This is a genomic window from Serratia marcescens subsp. marcescens ATCC 13880, from assembly GCF_017299535.1.
Lineage (GTDB): Bacteria > Pseudomonadota > Gammaproteobacteria > Enterobacterales > Enterobacteriaceae > Serratia > Serratia marcescens.
Genome location: NZ_CP071238.1, coordinates 3,373,631 through 3,397,491 on the forward strand (window position 1 = coordinate 3,373,631; position 23,861 = coordinate 3,397,491).

Genomic DNA, 23,861 nt, shown 5'->3' on the forward strand with positions numbered 1-23,861 from the left:
TCCTATTTGCGCCGCACGGAGCTGAGGTAGATGGCGGCCAGGATGATGCCGCCCTTCACCACATTCTGGATATACGGCGATACGTTCATCAGATTGAGACCGTTGTTGAGTACCCCGAGCATCATCGCCCCCACCAGCGTGCCGACGATGGCGCCGCGCCCGCCGGAGATCGCCGCCCCGCCCAGCACCACCGCGGCGATGGCGTCCAGCTCGAAGCCTTCGCCGGCGTTGGGCTGCCCGCTCATCAGGCGCGAGGTCAGCACCAGCCCGGCCAGCGCGGCGGTCAGGCCGCTGATCACGTACACCAGCATCTTGTAACGCGGCACACGGATGCCGCTCAGGCGCGCCGCCTCTTCGTTGCCGCCCATCGCGTAGACGTAGCGGCCGAACGGCAGCTGATTGAGCATCAGCCAGGCCAGCACGTACACGCCGAGCATGATCAGGATCGGCACCTGAATGCCCAGCACCGTGCCGCGGCCGAAGAAGGAGAAAACGTCGGGCAGGCCGGAGATCGGGTAGCCGCCGGTATAGAGCAGCGCCAGGCCGCGGGCGATGCCCATCGACGCCAGGGTGACGATGATCGGCGGCATGCGCAGGTAGGCGATGCAGGCGCCGTTGGCCAGGCCGAACAGCGCGCCGAGCGCCAGCGCCGCCACCATCGCCAGCGGAATGGGCACCGCCGCCAGCATCAGCCCGGCGGCGACCGAACCGGCCAGCGCCATCACCGGCCCCACCGAGAGATCGATGCCGCCGGTCAGGATGGCGCAGGTCATGCCCACCGCGATGATGGCGTTGATCGACACCTGGCGCGCCACGTTGGTCAGGTTGTTGACGCTGAGGAAGCTGTCGTTCAACAGGCTCATCAGCACGAACAGGATCACAAAGCCGATAAACGGCAAGACCGCCGGGTGATGCAGCAGTTTTTCCCAGCGCTTGCCGAGGCTGGGGCCGGCGGCGCGGCGCGCCACGGCGGGTTGTTCAATTCCGATCATAAGGCACTCCCGGTCGCGTGAAGCATGATGTGGTTGGATTCGATGTCGTCGCCGGTCAGCTCGGCGACGATGTGGCCGCCGCGAAACACCAGCACGCGGTCGCACACGCCGATGATCTCCGGCAGTTCGGAAGAAATCATGATGATGGAGATGCCCTGCTGGGTCAGTTGCTGCATCAGCTGGTAGATCTCGGCCTTGGCGCCCACGTCTATGCCGCGCGTCGGCTCGTCGAAGATCAGGATGTTGCAGTCATTGTTGAGCCAGCGGGCGATCACCACCTTCTGCTGGTTGCCGCCGCTCAGGGTGCTGACGGCGGTCTCGGCGTCCGGGGTTTTCACGCCCACGGCGCGGATCAGCCGCTGCACCACGTCGCGATCCTTGCGGGCGCTGACGAAGATCTTGCCGCGCCGGTGGTGCCGGTTGAGGGTGATGTTCTGCGCCACCGAAAACGGCAGCACCAGGCCCTCGGTTTTGCGGCTCTCCGGCAGCAGGCCGATGCCCTGCGCCAGCGCCTGCGCCGGGGAGCGCAGCGCCGCCGGTTGGCCGCCGAGGCGGACGCGTTTGCGGTGGCAGCGGCTGGCGCCGATCAGCGCCGAGACGGTCTCGGTGCGCCCGGAGCCCACCAGCCCGGCGAAGCCGAGGATCTCGCCCTTGTGCAGGTGGAAGCGGTCGGTCGCGCCGTGCTTCTCGCGCTGGATCTCCGCCTCCAGCAGCACCGTCGCGGTATCGACCGGGTGCTGTTTCGCCGGGAAGGCGTTCTCGATTTTGCGCCCGACCATCAGCCGCACCAGCTCTTCCACGTTGGTGTCGCCGGTGGCCAGCGTTTCGATGTAGGCGCCGTCGCGCAGTACGGTGATGCGATCGCAGATGGTGAAGATCTCGTCCAGGTGGTGCGAGATAAACACCATGCCGACGCCCAGCAGCCGCAGATCGTTCATCACGCTGAACAGGTGCTCGGCCTCGCCCGGCGTCAGCGTGGCGGTCGGTTCATCCAGCACCAGCACCCGCGCCTCCAGCGACAGCGCCTTGGCGATCTCAACGAACTGCTGCTGCGCCACGCTCAACTGCTCCACCGGGCAATCGAGATCGATAGCCACCGTCAGCCGCTTGAAGATCGCCTCGGCCTTGCGCCGCATCGCCCGCCGATCCAGCAGGCCCCAGCGATTCCTGATCTCCCGGTTGAGGAAGATGTTGTCGATGGCGCTCATGTAGGGAATCAACGAGAATTCCTGAAAAATAATGCCGACCCCGGCCTCGATCGCCTGGCGATAGTTGTTAAAGCGGCGCTGCTCGCCGTCGATAAAAATATCGCCCTCGTCCGGCTGATAGATGCCGCACATGATTTTCACCAGCGTCGATTTGCCGGCGCCGTTTTCGCCCAGCAGGGCGTGCACCTCGCCGCGTTGAATGGCCAGATCGATGCCGTCCAGCGCCTTCACGCCGGGAAAGCTTTTCTTGATTCGCTTCAGTTCCAGTAAAGGTGTCACCGCATTGCCCTCCGCGCCGAACGCCCCGCCGCAGCGGGGCGAACCGGCCGCTGTTACCAGCTAAAGCCGGCCGCATTGCTGCGGTCGATCAGCTTCACTTTGACCGGCACGGTTTTCGGCACCGTGGCGCCCCAGTAGCGGGCCAGCGCAATGCCGAGCGCGATGCGCAGCTGGTCGCGCGGGAACTGCGCCGAAGTGGCGATGAACGGCGAATTCGGCTTGAGGATCTCTTTGATGGCTTCCGGCTGGCCGTCGACGCTCACCAGCTTGACCTTGGCGCCGTTGCTTTCGATCGCCGCCAGGGCGCCGAGCGCGCCGACGTCGTTGACACTGAAGATGCCCGCCAGATCCGGCGCCGACTGCAGCATGTTTTCGGTCACGGTCAGCGCGGTGTCGCGTTCCTGCTTGCCGTTTTGCTTGGTGACGATCTTGATGTCGGGGTATTTTTTCATCGCCGCTTCAAAGCCGCGCACGCGCTCCAGGATCGGCACCACCGGGATGCCGTCGAGGATCGCCACCTTGCCTTTGCCGCCCAGCGCTTTCGCCAGATATTCGCCCGCCTGGAAGCCGGCGTCGTAGTTTTCCGAGCCGACGAACGAATCCAGCGGCCCTTCCGCCTGCGCGTCGATCGCCACCACCACCGCGCCGGCCTTATGGGCGGAGATCACCGCCGACTGCACCCCCACCGAATCGGTCGGGTTGATCAGCAGGATATCCACCTTCTTCTGCAGCATGTCTTCCACGTCGCCGATCTGTTTGGCGACGTCATGGCGCGCATCGGCCACGTACACCTTGGCGCCGATATCCGCCGCCGCCTGATCCAACGCCTGTTTCATGGTGACAAAGTAGTCGTTGTTCATTTCCTGGAACGACATACCGATAGTGATTTGCTTGGCCAGCGCCACCTGGCTGGCCGCCAACATTCCACCGGCGACGATAAAAGGCAGGGTCTTTTTGAATAATGAAAACATAGCCAATTCTCCTGTAGGGAAGCTTCTTGTTGTGGTTATCAGAGCAACAGCATGTCTTTACGTTTGGCCGACCAACCGGCCCCCCATTGCGAACGGGCCGGCGGTCGTGACTGCAACAGCGGTACGGCGGGAAAATCAGGGAACCAGGATCACCTTGATGGAGTCGGTCGAGTCCGCCAGGGCGAAGGCTTCGTCCCAGTCGTTCAATGAATAGCTGTGGGTGACCACGCCGTTGGAAGTCACCAGCCCGCGTTCGAACAGATCGATGGCGATTTCATAGCTGTAGGGCGCCAGGTGCGCGCCGCGAATGTCCAGCTCCTTGCGATCGCCGATGATGGACCAATCGACGGTGGTTTCCTTGCCGAACACGCTGAACTCCACGAAGCGGCCCAGCTTGCGGATCATCTGCAGCCCCTGGGTGACGCCGATCGGCGCGCCGGTGGCCTCGATATACACGTCACAGCCGTAGCCGCCGGTCAGCGATTTGACGATCTGGTCGGCATCTTCCTTCAGCGGGTTGATCACTACGTCGGCGCCGAATTCCTTCGCCAGCGCCAGCCGCTCGTCGATGGCGTCGATCACGATCAGTTTCTTCGGCGTCTTCAGGCGCGCCACCTGCACCATGCACAGCCCGAGCGGCCCGGCGCCGGCCAACACCACCACGTCGTCCAGTTGGATGTCGCCGCGCGCCACGGTGTGGATGGCGCAGGCCATCGGTTCGATCAGCACCGCGTCTTCATGGCTCAGGCTTTCCGGGATCTTGTGGACGATGGCGTTCTCAGAAAAGCGCATGTATTCCGCCATGCCGCCCTCCGCCACGTCTTTCTGGAAGCCGTAAATGTTATGCGTCTCACACATCCAGTAACTGCCGGATTTGCAGTAACGGCACTCCCAGCACGGCACGATCTGCTCGGCGATCACCCGCTCACCGATCCGGTATTTGCCTTCCGCGCCCTCGCCCAGCGCGGCGATGCGGCCGTAGAACTCATGTCCCGGCACCACCGGCGGTTTGACCCACGGGTTCTCCCCCCAAAACATCTGCGCGCCGTTCTTGCACTTGCAGTCGCCGGCGCAGATGCCGCAGCCTTCCACCTTGATCACCAGCTCGCGCGCCTTCGGCAGCGGCGTGGGCACCTGTTCGAAACGGTAGTCCTGCGGGCCGTGGCAAACGACCGCGCGCATTTTTTCCGGCAACTGGCTCATCTCTTCCTCCAATACACTCGTTAAACGCTTGAAAATTCTAAATGTTGACGTTGTCATTTTTATTCAACAAAAAACGAGCAACGAAACAACATGTTAAATTTCAATAAATTAATCATAAAACATCTCGAAAACTCAAAATGACAACGTGAACATTGATCGACATATAACCAAAGCTGCAAAAAGAATTGTTTGAGCAAAATCACAGTTCGTTAACATTGCGGCTAAAAATGCTACAAATGCGGATCGCGATCCCATTTACGGGATCGATGAGGATCGGGAGATGATCGAAACGCCAGGAAGAAGATGATTGGCAGGAATGCGGGCCTGGCATCGCGCCCGGCCCGATAAAGCGGGTTACTTCACTTCGCCCATCGCTTTCAGCTTTTTGGACAGCTCGCGGCGCTCTTTGGACAGATCGGCATTTTTGATGATGTAGTCATCAACGCGATCTTCATAGTCGCTGCGCATGTTGGCGATGATGCCCTGAATGTCTTCAATGCTCATGCCGGGCTTGATGTACTCGCTCAGGTTGTCGAGCAGCAGCACGCGCTTCTGGTTATCACGAATTTTTTTTTCGTTGTCGACGATCTCGCGTTGCAGTTTGTTTTTGCGGCGGAACATACGCACAAACTCCAGCACGTCCTGGAAACTCGGCTTATTTGCATTATCCATCTTTATACCCTTGCTTTAGTAATACACAGATTCATTTGCTTACGGCCACATGGCACCAAGATACAGGTTTGTGGCGGTCCGGCACAACAGTGATTGCCTTATCTTACCCACTTTGCCCCGGCGGCCAAAACCCAAAGCGCCGCCTTCATGATCTGACCCCCTTATTCACGCCCGGCGGCGGTGCAGACCTGGAGCAGATCCCCCAACTCTTCCAGCTGCTGCGCCAGCTCCATGCTGAGCCAGACATAGCCGTAAATCGGCGCTTCGCCGTGCTGGCCGAGGCTGACCTCCTGCATCAGCGTTTTCAGCTCGCCGGCGATCTCCGCCAACTGCCCCGCCGCCGCCTGCCGCTGCGCCTGTGGCCCTTCGCGCATCAGCAGCGCCAGCGATTCCAGCGAGCTCAGCGTCAGCAGTTGGGTGCTGCGCAGCGTGCGGGCGTTCAGCATGATGAAGTGCGTTTCGCGCGAAGCCCAGTAGGCGTCGGCCATCAGTTCCAGCGTGCACACCAGATTGCGGCTGAGGGTTTGCACCGCCTCGAACACCGCTTTGGGGATGCGGGTTTCCTTGCTGGCGGGCACGATCAGGCTGCGCAGCTTCACCACCTGATTCAACAGATCCTTGAGCTGCGGCTCCAGCCGCGGCCGCTCAATGACGTTCGGCGAAAAGTAGGCGCCGTAAATTCGGGCGGCGGTTTGCAGGCAGTCCGCCATTTGCATGCGCCACAGAATGTAGGCGCGCTGCGGGTAGATGCTGGTGAACAGCAGCGCCAGCAGCGAGCCGAAGATCACGTCGCCGCTGCGCCAAAGCGCGGTGTGCATGTCGCCGGCGCCCGCGCCGCACACCACCGCCAGCGTGATCCCCACCAGCAGCGCCATATACGGCCGTTTGCCGAGCGTCAGGTAACCGCAGACGAACATCACCACGCCGCACCAGACCAGCATCAGCGGCAGCGAATAGAGTTCCAGATACAGGGCGATCAGGCCGGACGCGGCGCCAAACACCGTGCCGGCAATGCGTTGCAGCGCCCGCTGCAGCACGTTGCCCCAAAACGAGATCGGCCCCATCACCACCACCAGGGTGATCAGCGGCCAGGTGCCTTCGGGCACCGCCAGCAGGCGGATCAGCAGAAAGGTCAGGATAAACGCCAGCCCGATGCGCACGCCGTGAACGACGCGATAGTGGCGATAGGTCAGCAGTTCAAGGGGAGAGATTTTTCGATCGAGGCGCACGATGCCTCCGATAAAGACCAGCCAGGCCGCTATTTTAGCGGAGGAAGCCCGGCGAGGAAAAGGCGAATGAGGCGTCCCCCATTCGCGGTCAGGCTCAGGCGGCGTACTTGTCGACCAGCGCGCGCAGAACGGCGGCGGTTTCGGCATCCATCACGCCGTCATACTTCTGCGGACGGAAGTGCAACTGGAACGCGCGCACCAGCTGGCGATAGCCTTCTGCGGTGTTCGCCGCCGAGGTGTCATAGCCGTATTGGGCGAACAGTTTCAGCAGCTCGGCCTGCGCCGGCAGGCCCTGGCTGCAGTATTCCTGCTGGCGCTGCTGCTTGGTCGCTTCGTCATACCAGGCGCCGACGCCGGCCTGATACAGCTGCTGCCACGGGAACTGCGGGCCCGGATCGCTCTTGCGGCCCGGTGCGATGTCGGAGTGCGCCACCACGTTCACCGGCGAGATGTCCGGATAACGCTGCAGAATGTTCTGCGCCAACTGGGTGACCGCCTCGATCTGCTGCGGATTGAACGGCGGGAAGGTGATGTTTTCACCGTCGCCGCTCGCCAGGTTGACGATCTCGATGCCGATCGAGGTGTCGTTGATATTGCTGCGGGTGCCCCACTGGCTGGTGCCGGCATGCCAGGCGCGCTCGTTCTCGTCCACCAGGTTGAAGATGCGCACGCCGCTGAAGCCGGCCGCCTGATAGGTCGCCTCGGTCGGATCCGGCACCAGGTAGTGCGCGCTGACCGATTTTCCGGTCAACGACGTCACCGAGTCGGCGAAGTTTTGCGCCGTGTAGTGCAGCACCAGAAAACGCACGCGGTGGCCGAAGCTGGCGACCGATCGGTAGCTATTGTAATCAATCTTGTACATCGTAAAGTCCCTCTCTCGCTTGATTTCACTGAGCGGCCCCTCATCATGACAGGCCGCCCCGCACGGGTGAACCCTTGGTCCACCCTTTTGTTTTAGCTAATTGCTAAATTATGCGCAAGTGTTTTTTAGCAAAATCGTTATTTACCTTTTTGCTAAAGAGTGCGATCATTGCACGATGGAAACTAAAGAAATCAGGCGCAACAATCTGCGCGAATTGATGGCCCGCTACGCCCGGCAAGGCGTCAACCAGAATGAGTTCGCCACGCTGGTTGAGTCTTCCGCGCCAACGCTGAGCCAAATCATCGGGGAAAAATCCTCCCGCAATCTTGGCGACAATCTGGCCAGGCGGATCGAGGCCAGGCTGAATTTGCCCAAGGGCTGGTTCGACGTGTTTCACGAAAAGCAGCTGGTGCGCCCGTTTGACAACGTGGCGGCGGAGTCGGACTTCCAGCCCGCCCGTTTGAAACCGGTGGTATGGGAAGATACCGAACAAGACAAGGAAGAGTTTGTGGAGATCCCGCTGCTGGATATTGATTTTTCCGCCGGCGACGGCTGCTACGAAATCGTCGATCGCGAGGAGTTTTCGCTGATCTTCCGCCGTTACTATCTGCACAAGATGGGGGTGGCGGTCAACGCCGCGCGCATTATCCGCATCTCCGGCTCCAGCATGGAACCGCGCCTGCAGGACGGCGACGTGGTCGGCATCAACACCGACGACACGCGCATCCGCGAGGGCAAGACCTACGCCATCCGCCACGGCAATTTGCTGCGGGTGAAGGTGCTGATCGAGCAGCCGGACGGCGGCGTCATCATCCGCTCCCTCAACCGGGAAGAGTACCAGGACGAGCATCTCAGCTATCAGCAGCGCAAGGAGCAACTGGTGGTGCTCGGCCGCGTCTTCTGGTCGTCTTCGTCCTGGTAGCAGAGCAACCTCGGGCGCCCGTTGCGCCCGGCGGTTATTTGAAGTCCACCACCATCTGCTGCTGGATAGACAGCCCGCGCGTCGACTGCACGCAGCCGGCGATGTAGTCGGTGAAACGCGGCGGTTTCGGCATGCCCAGCTTGAGGATCTTCTCGTTGCTGAAACGCACGTTGAGCATGGCGAACGAGCCGTACAGGCGCATCGCTTTGAGCATCAGCCGCTCGTTGCACGGGCCGAAAATGTCTTTCAGCTGACGGCGCATTTTCACCAACGCGTCATAGGTCACCTGCGCATACTCATCGCCCACCGGCGCTTTTTCCAGGGCCGCCGCCATGGCGTTGTCAATTTCAGCAAAGCTGACGCTGCTCTCCTCACCGGCGGAGATGTGATAAACGTCGTTCTCCAGCGTTTCGCTGTTCATCAGCATCACCAGCGCATCCGCGCAGTAGTCCGCCGGGATCACGTCGATATTGTCCTGCAGCGAGCACATGAACTTGCGCAGCATCAGCGCCATGCCAAACACCCAGAAAATGCTGCTGGAAGGCTGGCAGCCCAGGCGGGTGTGCCCCACCACAATCGACGGACGAGCGATGGTCAACGGCATTTGCGGGCAGCGCTGGCGCATCAGCTGTTCGATGGTGGATTTGGAACGGGTATATTCCACCAGGTGCTCGGCGTCCTCCTCAAACTCGCCGCTCTCCGCCACCAGCGAACCCGGCTCCGGCGAACAGGACATGGCGGTGCCGACGTGCAGGAAGCGTTTTAATCCCGGCACCTGCGCCATTCTTTCAGCAAAGGCCAGAGTGCCTTCTACGTTTACCTTCCAAATGAGCGGGTTATTACCAAATGAAGCAACGGCCGCGCAGTTAATAACGTGCGTGACATTGTTAATACGTGCGTCAGTTAAAAAGTCGGCCGGCTCGGAAAGATCGCCCAACAATATATTTTCCATCGTAATTTTAGACAGCAGATTCGCGTCGATATTAAACTTTTCCATATTCGCGCGAATACGGGCCAGCCCTTGCTGCGCATCATCGGCGCGCACCAGCAAAAGATAATTAATAGACTGATTTTCAATCAATAATTTTTCAAGAACTGCACCACCGAGAAAGCCGGTAGCGCCGGTCAACAGTAGCGTTTTCATCATTGTCACCCACATTGGCATTGAATGTGGGAGATTGTATCTGCGGATATTTAAACAAATATTAAATAGAATTACGGCGCCCAGACTCACTTTTCTTAATATTATCTTAAGGAATCTTTTGAAACATCCATCCTGGGTTTAGTAACAAAAGAACCGCGTAGATTCCATGATTAATCTCCGCCGTTTAAATACCATTGATGTAGTGCCTGATTTAATTTAAAGGTCAATGTTATTTCTCTTTTCGTCCGTGGAGGACTTATGACCTATAACCAAAAAATCTGGTTGGGGGTTTTACTGCTGTGCACCCTGTTTTGGGGGGCGGTGATAAGCGGCGCCTGTTCGCTGTATAACCGGGCGGATCGCCTCAATGCGCACCAGGCGCAGAGCGAGTTCGCCGCGCGTCACAGTCTGACTTCCAGCTCACAGCAAAGCGCTCAGGCGTCCACCTCCCCTCGGAATGGGTAGGGACAAGACCCGCTAACGATCCTATTATACCCTAAGGTTAACAGGGAGATAACGATGGTTCGAAAGCTGGATAGCTTACCGCAGGCGCAACGCGAGAAAATAGAAACCGATTTGCTGGCCATCAGCGTGATCTACAACGAGCGCTACGGCATCGCCTCGACCCAGGCGGAAACAGAACGACAGATCCCCGATCACCTGCTCCCCTACTTTCATCAGCGGCTGGATTTCTATCGCCGTGCGTAATTGCGCGCATTTCGCTAACCGCCGCTTGGCATCGCTCCCCACGCCGTTACAATAGGGGCATATTGTATCCGCCACTGAAGAGACGCGATTTTGAGCAGCAAGGCAACGGCCACATTTTACATTCACGACTATGAGACCTTCGGCAAGAGCCCGTCGCTGGACCGCCCGGCGCAGTTCGCCGGCGTGCGCACCGATATGGATTTCAACATTATCGAAGAGCCGCTGGTCATCTACTGCGCCCCGGCCGACGACTACCTGCCGGAACCCGAGGCGGTGATGATCACCGGCATCACGCCGCAGGTGGCGCGAGCCAAAGGCGTTAACGAGGCCGAGTTCACCCGCCAAATCCATCAGGCCTTCAGCGTGGCCGGCACCTGCATTCTCGGTTACAACAACATCCGTTTCGATGACGAAGTGAGCCGCAATATCTTCTATCGCAACTTCTACGATCCCTATGCCTACAGCTGGCAAAACGGCAACTCGCGTTGGGATCTGCTGGATGTGATGCGCGCCTGCTACGCCCTGCGTCCGGACGGCATCGTCTGGCCGGAAAACGAAGACGGTTTCCCCAGCTTCCGCCTCGAACACCTCACGCGCGCCAACGGCGTCGAACACACGCAGGCTCACGATGCGATGTCGGACGTTTACGCCACCATCGCGATGGCCAAGCTGGTCAAGCAGGCGCAGCCGCGGCTGTTCGATTTCCTGCTGCAGCACCGCAACAAGCACAAGCTGAACGCCCTGATCGACGTCGCCGACATGACGCCGCTGGTGCACGTCTCCGGCATGTTCGGCGCGGCGCGCGGCAACACCAGCTGGGTGTCGCCGTTGGCCTGGCACCCGGACAACAAGAACGCAGTGATCATGTGCGATCTGGCCGGCGACATGACGCCGCTGTTGACGCTGAGCGCCGAGCAACTGCGTGAACGGCTGTACACCCGCCGCGACGATCTGGCGCCGGATCAGGCGCCGGTGCCGATCAAGCTGGTGCACATCAACAAATGTCCGGTGCTGGCGCCGGCCAAAACCTTGCTGCCGGAGAACGCCGAGCGGCTGGGCATCGATCGTCAGGCGTGTCTGCAAAATCTGCAGCTGCTGAAACAGCATCCGGAAGTGCGCGAGAAAGTGGTCGCGCTGTTCGCCGAAGCCGAGCCGTTCAAAGGCGCCGACGACGTCGACGCCCGCTTGTACGACGGTTTCTTCAGCGACGCCGACAAGGCGGCGATGAGGATTATCCAGCAGACCAAGCCGCAGAACCTGCCGGCGCTGGATCTGGCCTTCAGCGACGGCCGCATGAAAGAGCTGCTGTTCCGCTTCCGCGCGCGCAACTACCCGAATACGCTGGACGACACCGAGCAGCGCCGCTGGCTGCAACACCGTCAGGAAGCCTTAAGCGCGGAGCGCGTGCAGAGTTACCTGCTGCAGCTCGAATCGCTGTATAACCTGCACGAAGGCGACAAAGAGAAAACCGCCCTGCTGAAAGCGCTGTTCGATTACGGCAAAGAGTTGGTGGGATAAAACCCGCAGCAAGCAGAAAAGGAAAAGGCCGCGAAAGCGGCCTTTTTTGTGGCTGAGGAGACGGCTCGCGCTTAGGCGGCGTCTTCGCTCGCTTGCGGCACCGGCAGACGGAAGCTGCGGGTGACGAAGGCCAGGTAGATCAGGCCGATGGCCGCCCAGACCAGGCCCAGCGTCATCGAGCTGGCTTCCAGGTTGATCCACAGCGCGCCGACGGTCAGTGCGCCCATCACCGGCAAGATCAGGTAGTTGAACGTGTCCTTCACGGTGCGGTTCATCTTGTCGCGAATATAGAACTGCGAGATCACCGACAGGTTGACGAAGGTGAAGGCCACCAGCGCACCGAAGTTGATCAGCGCAGTCGCGGTCACCAGATCAAACGACACTGCGGACAGCGCGATGGCGCCAACCAGCAGCACGTTCAGCGCCGGGGTACGCCACTTCGGATGCACATAGCCGAAGAAGCGAGTCGGGAACACGCCGTCGCGGCCCATCACGTACATCAGACGCGAAACGCCCGCGTGCGCCGCCATGCCTGACGCCAATACCGTCACGCAGGAGAACACCAGGATCACCGACTGGAAGAACTTGCCCGCCACGTACAGCATGATTTCAGGCTGCGACGCGTCAGGATCCTTGAAGCGCGAGATGTCCGGGAAATACAGCTGCACGAAGTAAGACACCACGATAAAGATGATGCCGCCGATCAGCGCCGTCAGGAAGATGGCTTTCGGGATCACTTTCTCTGCGTCTTTGGTTTCTTCGGACAGCGAGCTGATGCCGTCGAAGCCCAGGAACGAGAAGCACAGGATGGTCGCGCCGGTAATCATCGGCACCACGTGAGCGTTATCGGACCAGAACGGGCGGCTGCTGACCAGCGTACCGGCGCCTTCGCCGTGGTAAACGCCGTTGATCACCAGGCCCAGGAACACGATCATGATCGCCACCTGCACCACCACGATGATGGAGTTCAGGTTAGCCACCAGCTTGATGCCGCGCAGGTTGAAAATCGTCATCAACCCGACCAGCACCGCCACGAAGATCCAGGACGGGACGCCCGGGAAGATCGCTTCCAGGTAAATCTTGGCCAGCAAAATGTTGATCATCGGCATGAACAGGTAGTCCAGCAGCGATGACCAGCCCACCATAAAGCCGACGTGCGGACTGATGGCTTTCTGGGCGTAGGTGTAGGCGGAACCGGCGGAAGGGAACTTCTTCACCAGCTTGCCGTAGCTCAGGGCGGTAAACAGGATCGCCAGCAGAGCGAAGGCGTACGCGGTCGCGACGTGACCATCGGTCAGGCCGGATACGATGCCGAAGGTATCGAAGATGGTCATTGGCTGCAGATAAGCCAGACCCATCATCACTACCGGAACCAATGTCAGGGTTTTACGCAGCTGAGTGCGCTGAGCCGGAGCGGCGTTAAGGGTGTTATCGGACATTGTTCAGCCCCCCCTTACCTTGAGCCTTGCGGATGGCGGACACGCCAAGACTTAAGGTTGCGGGGAAACTTCGCAACGAGCGACTTAATTCTAAAAGAAGGGGATTGTAAGCTGGATAACGGGTCGAGGTAACCTCGGCTGCTCCATAGTCGCTGCGGCCACAGCGGAAACCGGCGGGCACCGGCGCTAAAGTGAAAAATTGCCCCATCTTTCTAATCCTCATGAGTCACGACCATAAAGTTTTGTTTGATCGTGCACGAAACTATTTATCTATCCGGATCGGTGTCCGGCCTCGCTTGGTGTATGAAACGCTACGTTGGTAAAACTAAATGCAAAAAAAATAACCGACGCTTTCAAAACGTCGGCTATCTGCATTTGAGATATTTTGCACCAGAATGCCTCCGGATGACAAGATCCGGAAGCCCTCAAATACAAATTCTTTTTGTCGATCGAACGGAAAAACAGCCCGGCAGGCGAATTAATCCGCTACCGGCAGGCCGGTCGCCCGCACATACTTCTTACTTTATACGCCCATTCAGGCATTTTTCAACATCCAGTCGATCTCGGTTTCCGTCACCCGCCGTTCAAACTGCAGCAATTCGTCCGTCTTGCAGGCGTGATACACCTGGGTGAAACGCTCGCCCAGATAGTGGGTCAACGCGTGCTGATGTTCAAACTCGTACAGCGCATCGCTCTGGCGGATCGGCAGCGGCAGCCCCTCCTGCTCCAGCCCGTTGCCGGTCACCGGCTCAGGCAACGGCAGCGCGTTGTCCAACCCGTACAGCATGCCGGCCAGGATCGCCGCCATCACCAGATACGGATTGGCGTCGGCGCCGGCCACGCGGTACTCCACCCGATGATTCTCCGGTTCGCCGCAGGGGATGCGCAGCGCCACGGTGCGATTGTTGTGGCCCCAGGCTGCCTGGATCGGCACATACATCCCCGGCTGGAAACGCCGATAGGCATTGACGTTCGGCGCCAGCAGCGCCATCGACGCCGGCATCAGGGTGATCATTCCGGCCAGCGCCTGTTTCAGCAACGGTGAATCCTCGCCTTCGCCGTCGGCGAACAGGTTGTTGCCCGCCCCGTCCTGCATGCTGACATGCACGTGCATGCCGCTGCCGGCGTAATCCTCATAGGGTTTGGCCATAAAGGTGGCGTGCATACCGTGGTTCTCGGCCACCAGCCGCACCAGCCGCTTCAGCGCCAGCGCGTGATCGCAGGCCAGCAAAATATCGTCGGTATGACGCAGATTGACCTCGAACTGTCCCGGCGACGCCTCCGCCACTGCGCCGTCCGCCGGCAGCCCCTGCAGCTTCGCCAGCGCGTCGATATCGTTCAGCACCTCAGCGAAATGGTTCAGGTTATCGACGGAATACACCTGGCTTTGGGTGTTGCGCTCCTGGGTACCGGGCGCACACGGCGGCTGCAAATCGCCTTCCGCGTCGCGCAGCCTATCGATGAGATAAAACTCCAGCTCTACCGCTGCCACCGGGAACAAGCCGCGCTGTCGCAGCGCCTGCCACACGCGGTTCAGCACATTACGGGGTTCAACGTCAAAGGGAGTGCCATCTTCATCCAGCATGGTCAGCAACACCTGGCCGATATGCTCCGGATCGGCGGCCGACGGCGTCAGCGAGCCGGGCACCGGCAGACAAATGCGATCAGGCTCGCCGAGCTCCTGCCCAAGACCGGTCTCCTCCACCACGTTGCCGAGGATGTCCATGGCGAACACCGACGCGGGGAAGTAGCTGCCTTTTTCCAGTTTTTTCAACCCTGAGACGGGTATGCGCTTGCCGCGGAAGGAACCATTGAGATCGGTGAGAAGGATATCGACATACTGCGTGGCGGGATGGCGTTCCAAATAATGAGCAACCTCATTTTGGAACGCGCTACTTCGCCTCTCTTCATGATGCTGTGCAAAATGTTCAACTGCTGCGCTATTGGTTTGCATACGTCACCCGCCATTATGCTCTTAAGGCGCGTTAGCGCCCGTCCGCCGTTCGATTCAACACATGATTGGATTTCTCGCCAGGTCGCGCCGCTGCCGGGCGCTCAAAATAACATCCACAATATGAAACATAGTATTAACAGAATGGGTTTGCAAATGTTACAATCCTGTTTGATTATTCATCACCGACTGCTAAATTGATAAAATATTGACCGAAAAGGCCTTGCTGCCATTTTTACGTCAACTATTTCGTCCAACGCACCGAGAGTGAATATGGGCAATATATTTTCCAAACCCACCCTAACTACCGATATCATGCAGCATCGTTATCGACCAGACAGGCACCCGATAGCGATCTTCATTTCTACCTGTCGCCCTTACCAGAAGGAAGTACCGCTATGAGCGAAGCCAGCTTGGCACCGGGCAAACGCCTGTCACAGATCCGTCAGCAATTGGGTTTGTCGCAGCGCCGGGTCGCCGAACTGTCCGGGTTAACCCACAGTGCGATCAGCACCATCGAACAGGACAAGGTCAGCCCGGCCATCAGCACGCTGCAAAAGCTGCTGAAGGTGTATGGCCTGTCGCTGTCTGAATTCTTTGCCGAACCGGAGGCCGTCGACGAACCGCGCGTGGTGATCGACGCCGAAGATCTGATTGAGATCGGCAGCCAGGGGGTGTCGATGAAGCTGGTGCACAACGGCAGCCCGACGCGCAACCTGGCGATGATGCTGGAAACTTACCAGCCCGGCACCACCACCGGCGAAAAGATCAAGCATCAGGGCGAAGAGATCGGCACCCTGCTGGAGGGCGAGATCGTGCTGACCATCAACGGCCAGAGCTATTGCCTGACCGCCGGTCAGAGTTACGCCATCAACACCGGCATTCCGCACAGCTTCAGCAATACGTCGGCGCGCATTTGCCGCATCGTCAGCGCACACACCCCTACCACCTTCTGACCGCTTCTCGCACCGGCGCAGCCTGACGCGGGTTGCGCCCCTGCCTCTCCACGTTTTTCATCGCCGTTATGCCATTTTGTTGGTTGCCAACGGCGCAATCTGTGTTACAACAGAGCAAAACAGCCATCTAAACATCTAAACGGCCTTACTACCCTATGTCAACCGCAACGCCTTCACGCCTCGAGATGCGCAATATCTCGATCGCCTTCGCCGGCTTCAACGCGCTGCAGGACGTGGACTTCACGCTGCAGGGCGGATCAATCCATGCGCTGGTCGGCGCCAACGGCGCGGGCAAGTCGACGCTGATGGCGATCCTCTCCGGCGCCCACGATCATTATCGCGGCGAGATCCTGATCGACGGCCAGCCGGTGGCGATCCACTCCCCGCTGCAGGCGCGCCGTCACGGTATTCACGTGGTGCAGCAAGAGGTCGACGTCGCGCTGATCCCCACGCTGTCGGTAGCGGAAAACATCATGCTCGACTGGCTGAACGAGCCGGGCCACTGGCTGAACTGGGCGGAGCTGCACCGCCACGCCGCGCAGCTGCTGCAGCAATGGGCGCTGCCGCTCAACCCGCGCAGACGCCTGGCGGACTGCACGCTGGCGGAAAAACAGCAGGTGCTGCTGGCGCGCGCGCTGTCGCACCGCTGCCGTTTTCTGGTGCTCGACGAGCCGACCGCGCCGCTCGATCGCGCCGAGAGCGAGCGCCTGTTTAACGTGGTGCGCCGCCTGCAATCCGAAGGCATCGGCATCGTGTTTATTTCCCACCGCATCCACGAACTGAGCGACATTTGCGATCGGCTGACGGTGCTGCGCGACGGCCGGCGCGTCAGCGAAGACGCCATGCGCGGGCTGAACGGCGAACAGGTCGTCGAGAAGATGCTCGGCCATCGGCTGGACGACATTTTCCCGCCGCCGCGCCCGCCGCACCCAGAGCGAACGCTGCTGCAGGTGGAGGGCTTGCGCGATCGCCATAAGCTGCGCGACGTTTCGCTGCGGTTGCATGAGGGCGAGATCCTCGGCATCGCCGGGCTGGCCGGGGCGGGCAAAACCGAACTGTGCAAGGCATTGTTCGGCGCCGGCGCCGTGCAGCTCGAGCGCGGCGAACTGCGCGGGCAGCCCTGGGCGCCACGCGCGCCGCACCTGTCGGTCGAACAAGGATTGGCGCTGGTGCCGGAAGAACGCCGCAAAGAAGGCATTTTCATCGACGAGGCGATCCCGATGAACCTGAGCGTCAGCGCCGACGACAGCTTTTCGCGCTGGAGCCTGTTCAACCGGCGGCAAGAACTGCGCTGGGCGCGCGAGATCATGCAGCGTCTGAACATTCGCGCCTCCGGCCCGCAACAGCGGCTGGCGCGCCTGTCAGGCGGCAATCAGCAAAAAGTGGCGATCGGCAAATGGCTGCGCGGCGACGCCGAGGTGCTGATCTTCGATGAGCCGACCAAGGGCGTGGACATCAAGGCCAAACAGGAGCTGTTCAGCCTGATCGACGGCCTGGCCCGCGCCGGGAAAGGCGTGATTTACGCCTCCGGCGAGTTCGCCGAGCTGATTGGCCTGTGCGATCGCATCTGCGTGCTGTGGGACGGCCGCATCGTGGCGGAGTTGAACGCCGCCGACATCGACGAAGAAACCTTATTGCTCTATTCCACCGGAGGAACCCCTGCGTGAGTAAAGAATTTGCCTTGCGGCCTGCGCTGCCCTGGCGCCAACAGCTGTTCGATTTCCTCTACAAGTGGGGCATGCTGCTGACCGTGGCGGCGCTGATCGCCCTGTTTGGCCTGGCGTCGGACAATTTTCTCGATGCCAACAACATCATCAATATCCTGCGTTCGATCGCCATCGTGACGGTGATCGCCATCGGCGTCTCCATCTCGCTGTCGGTCGGCGGTTTCGATCTGTCGGTCGGCTCAACCGCCTCACTGGCCAACGCGCTGGTGATTTCACTGTTCGTCTGGCACGGGTTCGGCACCACCGGCGCCATCGTGGTGACGCTGCTGCTGTGCACACTGGTCGGCCTGTTCAACGCCCTGCTGATCGTGGTGTTCAGAATTCCCGATATGCTGGCGACGCTGGCCAGCCTGTTCGTGATCCAGGGCGTGGCGATGACTTACAGCTACGGCGGCTCCATCACCCAAAACATGGTGCTGCCGAATGGCGACATGGCGGAAGGCCTAATCCCGGAGATGTTTTCCGCCCTCGGCCAGGTGCCGGTGATCGTGCTGATCATGCTGGCGGTCACCGTGGCGGTGCAGCTGTTTTTGTCGTTGACCAAGCACGGCCGCCGGATGTACGCCATCGGCGGCAACCCCGAGGCAGCGCGTCTGTCGGGCATCCGCACCGTGCGTTACAGGGTTGCCGCTTACGTCATTTCCTCTTGGCTGGCGGCGCTTGGCGGCATCTTGCTGGCGTCACGTATCGGCTCTTCGCAGGTCAATGCCGGCGGCGGCTATCTGATGGACGCGGTGGCGGCGGCCTATATCGGCTTCTCGCTGGCGGGCTCCGGCAAACCCAATGCGCTCGGTACCCTGATCGGCGCGGTGATCCTCGGCGTGCTGCAAAACGGCCTGGTGATGCTGTCGGTGCCCTACTACGCCATGGACATTATCAAAGGCCTGGTGCTGGCGCTGGCGCTGGCCATCACCTACATCCAGAAACGCTGATCCCCCCGGCGCACGCCCGCTGCGCCGCTTTTCCCTTTAATTCATCCGGTTACCCTTTCCCGTCAGCAGAACAAGCATACAAATGATATGAATTATCATTAGCGTTTACATTCAGTAAAAAATCCTTACAATACCCTCACGCAACGCTGACGAAGCGAAGTATTTCTCAGCGAACGATGAATAATTTCATTAGAAATTCAATTGGTTAATTACTTTCACTTCAATCCAGGAAAGGTTCACCTCATGGAAACGCCACGTTACAGCAAGCTCGCCGCTCTGGTGATTGCCTCACTCAGCGCCACCGCCGCACTGGCCGCGCCGCAGAACGACACCCAGGACACCATGGTCGTCACCGCCTCCGGCTTTCAGCAAAAAATTCAGGACTCCGCCGCTTCCATCTCGGTGATCCCGCGCCAGCAAATCGAAGACAAGGCTTACCGCGACATCACCGACGCGCTGAAAGACGTGCCGGGCGTGGTAGTCACCGACGGCGGCAGCAAAAGCGACATCAGCATCCGCGGCATGTCTTCCAAGTACACCCTGATCCTGGTGGACGGCAAGCGCGTCGACACCCGCGGCACCCGCCCGAACAGCGACAACGCCGGCATCGAACAAGGCTGGCTGCCGCCGCTGGAAGCCATTGAGCGCATCGAAGTGGTGCGCGGGCCGATGTCTTCGCTGTACGGTTCCGACGCCATGGGCGGCGTGATCAACGTCATCACCCGCAAAACCTCACGCACCGAGTGGAAAGGCTCGCTGCACGGCGATGCCACCCTTCAGGAAAACCGCGATTCCGGCGACCTGTTCCAGACCAACGCCTACGCGTCCGGCCCGCTGGTTGAAGGCCTGCTCGGCCTGCGGGTCAACGGCCTGCTCTCACGCCGCGCGGAAGATAAAATCGTCAACGGTTACAACGAACAGCGCATGCGCAGCGGCACTGCGGTGTTCACCCTGACCCCGGACGAGAAAAACGAATTCGACTTCGAAATCGGCCGCTCGCTGCAGGATCGCAACAGCACGCCGGGCAAATCGGTGGTGGCGGAGCGCTGCAGCAAAGGCAAATGCACCCCAACTTCCCGCAGCGAAGATCTCTACACCCGCACCAACTACTCGCTGACCCACAACGGTTATTACGACTTCGGCAACTCCACCAGCTACGTTCAGCGGGAAGAGACCAACAACCCGGGCCGCAAAATGAAGATGTACAACACCATCTTCAACACCCAGAACCAGTTCGAGCTGGGTTCCCACATGCTGAACCTCGGCGGCCAATACCGCTATGAGAAACTGGGCGACAGTGGCAACCAGCTAAGCTCGGCGCAAGACGTCAATCAACTGACGCGCTGGAGCTGGGCGCTGTTCGCCGAAGACGAATGGGCGCTGACCAATGACTTTAGCCTGACCAGCGGCATCCGTATGGACCGCGATCAGAACTTCGGCAGCCACTGGTCGCCGCGCATGTACGGCGTTTGGCACCTGACCGAGCAGTGGACGCTGAAAGGCGGCGTTTCCGCCGGCTACCGTTCGCCGGATCTGCGCCAATCCTCCGCCAACTGGGGCCAGGTCACCGGCGGCGGCGTGCGTAAAGGCATCATCGTCGGCAACCCGGATCTGCAGCCGGAGAAGAGCCTGAGCGAAGAGATCGGCCTGATGTGGGATAGCCTGAAAGGCGTCAACGCCGGGGTCACCGTCTTCAACACCGACTTCAAGAACAAGATCACCGAAGTGCGCCGCTGCGAAGACACGCCGGACTGTAAGATCGGCAATGACGTCTACGACTTTATCAGCGATCGCGTCAACGTCGACAAAGCCAATATGCGCGGCGTAGAAGCCACCTTCGGCTGGCAGATCAACAAAGACTGGAAGTGGAACACCAACTACACCTACACCTCTTCCGAGCAGAAGAGCGGCGAGTTCCAGGGCAAGGCGCTCAACCAGATGCCGAAGCACATGGTTAACACCGTGCTGGATTGGCGCGCCACGCAGGATCTCAGCCTGTGGTCGCGCGTTAATTTCCGCAGCAAAACGTCTGAGTATCTGAGCCGTACCTCGATGGCCAAGAGCACGCCGTCCTACACCTTCGTCGATGCGGGCCTGAGCTACCAGGCGGCGAAAAACCTGCAGCTGACCGGCGGGGTCTACAACATCCTCGACAAGACCGTGGATTACGATCACTACAACACCACGCTGGACGGCCGCCGTTACACCGTCGGCATGACCTACAACTTCTGATGCCCTTGGGCGCGCGCCGCGCGCCCTTTTCATTCCATCACCGTGAGGAAGCTCCATGAAATTACGCCGCTCCCCCCTGATGATCGCCCTGCTGGCCGCGATGGCGCTGGCGGGTTGCCACAGCAAAACCGATACGCAGGTAGCCGCTACCCCGGCTACCGTCAACGTCCAGCACCTGAATGGCAGCACCGAGGTGAAGAAGCACCCGCAGCGCATCGTGGTGCTGGATTACGCCTCGCTGGAAACGCTGCAGCTGCTGGACGTCGAGCCGCTGGCGCTGCCCGGCAACCGCAAGAACTTGCCGGATAGCCTGAAGCGCTATCAGGATGACAAATACCTCAATGCCGGCACCCTGTTCCAACCGGATATGGCCGTGCTGCGCGCCGCCAAACCGGATCTTATCCTGATCGCCGGCCGGGCGTCCAAAGCCTATGACGAGCTGAACACGCTGGCGCCGACGTTGAACATGTCCGTCGATCAGCAGGATCAGTTGGGCAGCCTGAAACAGCGCACCCTGCAGCTGGGCGAGCTGTTTGATAAGCAGCAACAGGCGCAGGCGGCGATCGACAAGCTGGATGCGCAGATCGCGGCGGTCAAACCGCAGGCCGCCCAGGCCGGACGCGGGCTGGTGGTGCTGTTCTCCGGCGGCAAGATCAGCGCTTACGCCCCCAAGAGCCGTTTCAGCTTCGTCTATGACGCCCTCGGCTTCGCGTCCGCGTTGCAGTCCGATGAAAAAGACGTGCGCGGCAACAAGCTGACGCCTGAGCAGGTGGCCAAGCTGAATCCGGACTGGCTGTTCGTCATCGACAGAGACGCCGCGACCGGGCGGCCGAACGCGGTGGCGCCGCAGAAAATCCTCACCGGCACCGCACTGAAGAAAACCACGGCGGTGAAAAAAGGCCAGGTGGTTTACCTGCCGGCGGCCGAGGTCTATCTGTCCGGCGGCATCGTCACCGCCCAACACGTCGTCGAACGCGTGAGCGAGGCGCTGAATCACACTGCGCGATAAAGAAAGCCCGGCGATGCCGGGCTTTTTCTTGGGTTAAATCGTCGGCTGGTTTACCAAACCGTCTATCAGCACCTGCGGCGTGCCCTGCGAGCAACGTTCGATGCGCCCGCGCACGCCGTAGACCCGCGCCAGGCTCTGCGGCGTAATCACCAGATCCGGCGCGCCATCGGCGATCAGATCGCCATCCTGCAGCATCAGCACGTGGTCGCCGTGACGCAGCGCGATGTTGATGTCATGCACCACCACCACCGTCACGATATTGCGCTTGCGGGTTTCACGGCGCACCAAATCCATCACGTGGAACTGATAGTTGAGATCGAGCGCGCTCAGCGGCTCATCCAGCAGCAGCAGCGACGGCTGACGGATCAGCGACTGCGCCAACCCCACCAGCTGTTTCTGGCCGCCGGACAGCTGATCGAGATAACTCAACGCCAGATGGGCGATGCCCAGTTGCTCCAGCAGGGCCATCACCTCCGCTTCTCTGCCGGCGTTGCTGCGGCCGCCCGAGGCGCGCTGCGCCACGATGATCGACTCCAGCACGTGCAGGTGCACCCCGGCGGGCAGCGACTGCGGCAGATACACCACTTTCTCCGCGCGACGAGCGAACGGCATCTGCATCAGATCGCCGTCGTCCAGCCACAGCTTGCCCTGCGCCGGGTTCAGCCCGGCCAGCGAGCGCAGCAGCGTCGATTTGCCGCTGCCGTTCGGCCCCAGCAGCACGGTGATTTGCCCGCGCGGCAGCATCGGCACCGAGAGATCGTCGATCACCTGGCGTTTCGGGTAGCCCGCCGAGAAGTGTTCTATGCGCAAGCCCTGGTTCATACGTTCCCCCGATGGCGCAGAATAATGCTCAGGAAGAACGGCACCCCGACCAGCGAGGTGACGATGCCCACCGGAATGATCACGCCGGGCACCAGATTTTTCGACGCCACCGAGGCCATCGACAGCACCAGCGCGCCAATCAGCGCGCTGGCCGGCAGGTAGAAACGGTGATCTTCGCCGAAGATCATGCGGGCGATGTGCGGCGCCACCAGGCCGATAAAGCCGATCGGCCCGACGAAAGCCACCGCCAGCGCCGAGAGCATGCTGATGCGCAGCAGCGTGGTCAGCCGCAGACGACGCACGTCGATGCCGAAGCTCACCGCCCGGTCTTCACCCAGACGCAGCGCGGTCAGTTTCCACGAGCTCATCATCGACAGCGGCAGCAGCACGGCGAACACCCCGAACAGAATGCCCAGCTTGTCCCACGAGGCGCGCGCCAGGCTGCCCATGGTCCAGAACACCAGCCCCTGCAGCGTGTCCTCGCTGGCGATGAATTGCATCATCGAGACCAGCGCGTTGAAGGTAAACACCAGCGCGATGCCGAACAGCACTACGCCGGAGGTGGCGACCCGCGTCCAGCGCGTGATGCCGTCGAGCATCAGCGCGGCGAACAGCGCGAAGATAAAAGCGTTGGCGGAGATGAACCACTGATCGGGAATGCCCGGAATGCCGATGCCGAGCACGATCGCCAGCGCGGCGCCAAAGGCCGCGGCGGAAGACACCCCGAGGGTGAAGGGACTGGCCAGCGGGTTATTCAGGATGGTCTGCATTTCCGCCCCGGCCAGGCCGAGCGCAAAGCCCACCACCACCGCCATCAGCGCATAGGGCAAGCGGATGTCCCAGACGATCACCCGCGTGCCGGCATCGGCCGCGGCGGGGTCAAGCAGCGTTTGCCATAAGGAGGACAGCGACAGGCCGGACGGCCCCATGGTGAAATCCAGCAGCAGCGAGCCCAGGATCGCCAGTGCCAACACGCCCATCATCAACAGGCGATGGCGAAGAATATGCTGATAACGCCCCATCACGCCGGCGTTGGGTTGCCCCTTGGCGTCAGTCATGGGATCGGTGGATACGCTCATTCGTTA

General features: G+C 60.5%; 21 protein-coding genes. 9 read left to right on the plus strand and 12 right to left on the minus strand.

All coding sequences use genetic code 11. The features are described 5' to 3' along the window. Positions 1-2: 2 nt before the first annotated feature. The 7 genes from J0F90_RS16140 to J0F90_RS16170 form a co-directional block, all read right to left on the minus strand. The gene (locus J0F90_RS16140) at positions 3-992 is read right to left on the minus strand and encodes an ABC transporter permease (RefSeq protein ID WP_033639859.1); all 990 of its coding nucleotides are present in this window, start codon (positions 990-992) and stop codon (positions 3-5) included. Further along, positions 989-2,479 (minus strand): sugar ABC transporter ATP-binding protein, encoded by a 1,491-nt coding sequence (locus J0F90_RS16145; RefSeq protein WP_033639858.1) that lies wholly within the window; start codon positions 2,477-2,479, stop codon positions 989-991. Before J0F90_RS16145 ends, J0F90_RS16140 begins: the two co-directional genes overlap by 4 nt. A 53-nt stretch (positions 2,480-2,532) precedes the next feature. Beyond that, entirely contained in the window at positions 2,533-3,450 is a 918-nt protein-coding gene (locus J0F90_RS16150; RefSeq protein ID WP_016927010.1) for an ABC transporter substrate-binding protein, read from the minus strand. A gap of 135 nt (positions 3,451-3,585) precedes the next feature. After that, a complete protein-coding gene (locus tag J0F90_RS16155) occupies positions 3,586-4,653 on the minus strand; it encodes an erythritol/L-threitol dehydrogenase (protein ID WP_016927009.1) in 1,068 nt (355 codons plus the stop codon). A gap of 354 nt (positions 4,654-5,007) precedes the next feature. Then, positions 5,008-5,325, minus strand: a complete 318-nt coding sequence (gene tmaR / locus J0F90_RS16160) for a PTS system regulator TmaR (protein ID WP_004935612.1) — start codon at positions 5,323-5,325, stop codon at positions 5,008-5,010. A gap of 161 nt (positions 5,326-5,486) precedes the next feature. Then, positions 5,487-6,554 carry an FUSC family protein gene (locus tag J0F90_RS16165; protein WP_016927008.1) on the minus strand — a complete coding sequence of 356 codons (1,068 nt, stop codon included), beginning with the start codon at positions 6,552-6,554 and terminating at the stop codon, positions 5,487-5,489. 94 nt (positions 6,555-6,648) lie between these two features. Continuing rightward, entirely contained in the window at positions 6,649-7,416 is a 768-nt protein-coding gene (locus tag J0F90_RS16170) for an N-acetylmuramoyl-L-alanine amidase (RefSeq protein WP_033639857.1), read from the minus strand. Between the two features lie 175 nt (positions 7,417-7,591). Between J0F90_RS16170 and J0F90_RS16175 the strand changes: the two genes are divergently transcribed. Then, positions 7,592-8,338 carry a S24 family peptidase gene (locus J0F90_RS16175; RefSeq protein ID WP_019453597.1) on the plus strand — a complete coding sequence of 249 codons (747 nt, stop codon included), beginning with the start codon at positions 7,592-7,594 and terminating at the stop codon, positions 8,336-8,338. Between the two features lie 34 nt (positions 8,339-8,372). Here the strand turns inward: J0F90_RS16175 and J0F90_RS16180 are convergent, their stop codons facing one another. Next, on the minus strand, positions 8,373-9,482 hold the full coding sequence (locus J0F90_RS16180; protein ID WP_033641387.1) for an SDR family oxidoreductase: 1,110 nt from the start codon (positions 9,480-9,482) through the stop codon (positions 8,373-8,375). Between the two features lie 258 nt (positions 9,483-9,740). Here J0F90_RS16180 and J0F90_RS16185 point away from each other — a divergent pair, with 258 nt between their 5' ends. The 3 genes from J0F90_RS16185 to sbcB all read left to right on the plus strand — a co-directional run bounded on the left by J0F90_RS16185 (position 9,741) and on the right by sbcB (position 11,708). Then, positions 9,741-9,947: a hypothetical protein gene (locus J0F90_RS16185; protein ID WP_016927004.1), complete on the plus strand. Its 207-nt coding sequence runs from the start codon at positions 9,741-9,743 to the stop codon at positions 9,945-9,947. A 54-nt stretch (positions 9,948-10,001) separates the two neighbouring features. Then, positions 10,002-10,190, plus strand: a complete 189-nt coding sequence (locus J0F90_RS16190) for a DNA polymerase III subunit theta (protein ID WP_016927003.1) — start codon at positions 10,002-10,004, stop codon at positions 10,188-10,190. Between the two features lie 90 nt (positions 10,191-10,280). Next, on the plus strand, positions 10,281-11,708 hold the full coding sequence (sbcB, locus tag J0F90_RS16195) for an exodeoxyribonuclease I (RefSeq protein WP_033639856.1): 1,428 nt from the start codon (positions 10,281-10,283) through the stop codon (positions 11,706-11,708). A 71-nt stretch (positions 11,709-11,779) separates the two neighbouring features. Here the strand turns inward: sbcB and J0F90_RS16200 are convergent, their stop codons facing one another. After that, positions 11,780-13,147 carry an APC family permease gene (locus J0F90_RS16200; protein ID WP_004935642.1) on the minus strand — a complete coding sequence of 456 codons (1,368 nt, stop codon included), beginning with the start codon at positions 13,145-13,147 and terminating at the stop codon, positions 11,780-11,782. A 535-nt stretch (positions 13,148-13,682) separates the two neighbouring features. Continuing rightward, complete coding sequence (locus J0F90_RS16205) at positions 13,683-15,101, minus strand: glutamine synthetase family protein (RefSeq protein ID WP_028127730.1); 1,419 nt, start codon at positions 15,099-15,101, stop codon at positions 13,683-13,685. Positions 15,102-15,496: 395 nt separating this feature from the next. On the opposite strand from J0F90_RS16205, the gene puuR reads away from it, so the two are divergent. From puuR to J0F90_RS16230, 5 genes are all read left to right on the plus strand, one after another. After that, entirely contained in the window at positions 15,497-16,054 is a 558-nt protein-coding gene (puuR, locus tag J0F90_RS16210; protein ID WP_016927000.1) for an HTH-type transcriptional regulator PuuR, read from the plus strand. Between the two features lie 155 nt (positions 16,055-16,209). Next, a complete protein-coding gene (locus J0F90_RS16215; RefSeq protein ID WP_033639855.1) occupies positions 16,210-17,721 on the plus strand; it encodes a sugar ABC transporter ATP-binding protein in 1,512 nt (503 codons plus the stop codon). Further along, positions 17,718-18,713 (plus strand): ABC transporter permease, encoded by a 996-nt coding sequence (locus tag J0F90_RS16220; RefSeq protein WP_033639854.1) that lies wholly within the window; start codon positions 17,718-17,720, stop codon positions 18,711-18,713. The genes J0F90_RS16215 and J0F90_RS16220 overlap by 4 nt, the downstream gene beginning before the upstream one ends. A 243-nt stretch (positions 18,714-18,956) precedes the next feature. Beyond that, the gene (locus J0F90_RS16225; RefSeq protein WP_033639853.1) at positions 18,957-20,945 is read left to right on the plus strand and encodes a ligand-gated channel protein; all 1,989 of its coding nucleotides are present in this window, start codon (positions 18,957-18,959) and stop codon (positions 20,943-20,945) included. Positions 20,946-21,000: 55 nt separating this feature from the next. Next, entirely contained in the window at positions 21,001-21,954 is a 954-nt protein-coding gene (locus tag J0F90_RS16230; RefSeq protein ID WP_016926996.1) for a siderophore ABC transporter substrate-binding protein, read from the plus strand. A gap of 33 nt (positions 21,955-21,987) precedes the next feature. On the opposite strand, the gene J0F90_RS16235 is transcribed toward J0F90_RS16230, so the two are convergent. Together J0F90_RS16235 and J0F90_RS16240 are read right to left on the minus strand one after the other, a co-directional pair. After that, the gene (locus J0F90_RS16235; protein ID WP_033639852.1) at positions 21,988-22,776 is read right to left on the minus strand and encodes an ABC transporter ATP-binding protein; all 789 of its coding nucleotides are present in this window, start codon (positions 22,774-22,776) and stop codon (positions 21,988-21,990) included. After that, on the minus strand, positions 22,773-23,855 hold the full coding sequence (locus J0F90_RS16240; RefSeq protein ID WP_004935667.1) for a FecCD family ABC transporter permease: 1,083 nt from the start codon (positions 23,853-23,855) through the stop codon (positions 22,773-22,775). The genes J0F90_RS16235 and J0F90_RS16240 overlap by 4 nt, the downstream gene beginning before the upstream one ends. Between the last annotated feature and the right edge of the window lie 6 nt (positions 23,856-23,861).

Excerpts from the sequence above, each read along its gene's own strand:
- J0F90_RS16140 (WP_033639859.1), bottom strand. The coding sequence starts at position 992 with ATGATCGGAATTGAACAACCCGCCGTGGCGCGCCGCGCCGCCGGCCCC.
- J0F90_RS16150 (WP_016927010.1), bottom strand. The coding sequence starts at position 3,450 with ATGTTTTCATTATTCAAAAAGACCCTGCCTTTTATCGTCGCCGGTGGA.
- J0F90_RS16155 (WP_016927009.1), bottom strand. The coding sequence starts at position 4,653 with ATGAGCCAGTTGCCGGAAAAAATGCGCGCGGTCGTTTGCCACGGCCCG.
- tmaR (WP_004935612.1), bottom strand. The coding sequence starts at position 5,325 with ATGGATAATGCAAATAAGCCGAGTTTCCAGGACGTGCTGGAGTTTGTG.
- J0F90_RS16170 (WP_033639857.1), bottom strand. The coding sequence starts at position 7,416 with ATGTACAAGATTGATTACAATAGCTACCGATCGGTCGCCAGCTTCGGC.
- J0F90_RS16175 (WP_019453597.1), top strand. The coding sequence starts at position 7,592 with ATGGAAACTAAAGAAATCAGGCGCAACAATCTGCGCGAATTGATGGCC.
- J0F90_RS16180 (WP_033641387.1), bottom strand. The coding sequence starts at position 9,482 with ATGAAAACGCTACTGTTGACCGGCGCTACCGGCTTTCTCGGTGGTGCA.
- J0F90_RS16185 (WP_016927004.1), top strand. The coding sequence starts at position 9,741 with ATGACCTATAACCAAAAAATCTGGTTGGGGGTTTTACTGCTGTGCACC.
- J0F90_RS16190 (WP_016927003.1), top strand. The coding sequence starts at position 10,002 with ATGGTTCGAAAGCTGGATAGCTTACCGCAGGCGCAACGCGAGAAAATA.
- J0F90_RS16200 (WP_004935642.1), bottom strand. The coding sequence starts at position 13,147 with ATGTCCGATAACACCCTTAACGCCGCTCCGGCTCAGCGCACTCAGCTG.
- J0F90_RS16205 (WP_028127730.1), bottom strand. The coding sequence starts at position 15,101 with ATGCAAACCAATAGCGCAGCAGTTGAACATTTTGCACAGCATCATGAA.
- puuR (WP_016927000.1), top strand. The coding sequence starts at position 15,497 with ATGAGCGAAGCCAGCTTGGCACCGGGCAAACGCCTGTCACAGATCCGT.
- J0F90_RS16215 (WP_033639855.1), top strand. The coding sequence starts at position 16,210 with ATGTCAACCGCAACGCCTTCACGCCTCGAGATGCGCAATATCTCGATC.
- J0F90_RS16225 (WP_033639853.1), top strand. The coding sequence starts at position 18,957 with ATGGAAACGCCACGTTACAGCAAGCTCGCCGCTCTGGTGATTGCCTCA.
- J0F90_RS16230 (WP_016926996.1), top strand. The coding sequence starts at position 21,001 with ATGAAATTACGCCGCTCCCCCCTGATGATCGCCCTGCTGGCCGCGATG.
- J0F90_RS16235 (WP_033639852.1), bottom strand. The coding sequence starts at position 22,776 with ATGAACCAGGGCTTGCGCATAGAACACTTCTCGGCGGGCTACCCGAAA.
- J0F90_RS16240 (WP_004935667.1), bottom strand. The coding sequence starts at position 23,855 with ATGAGCGTATCCACCGATCCCATGACTGACGCCAAGGGGCAACCCAAC.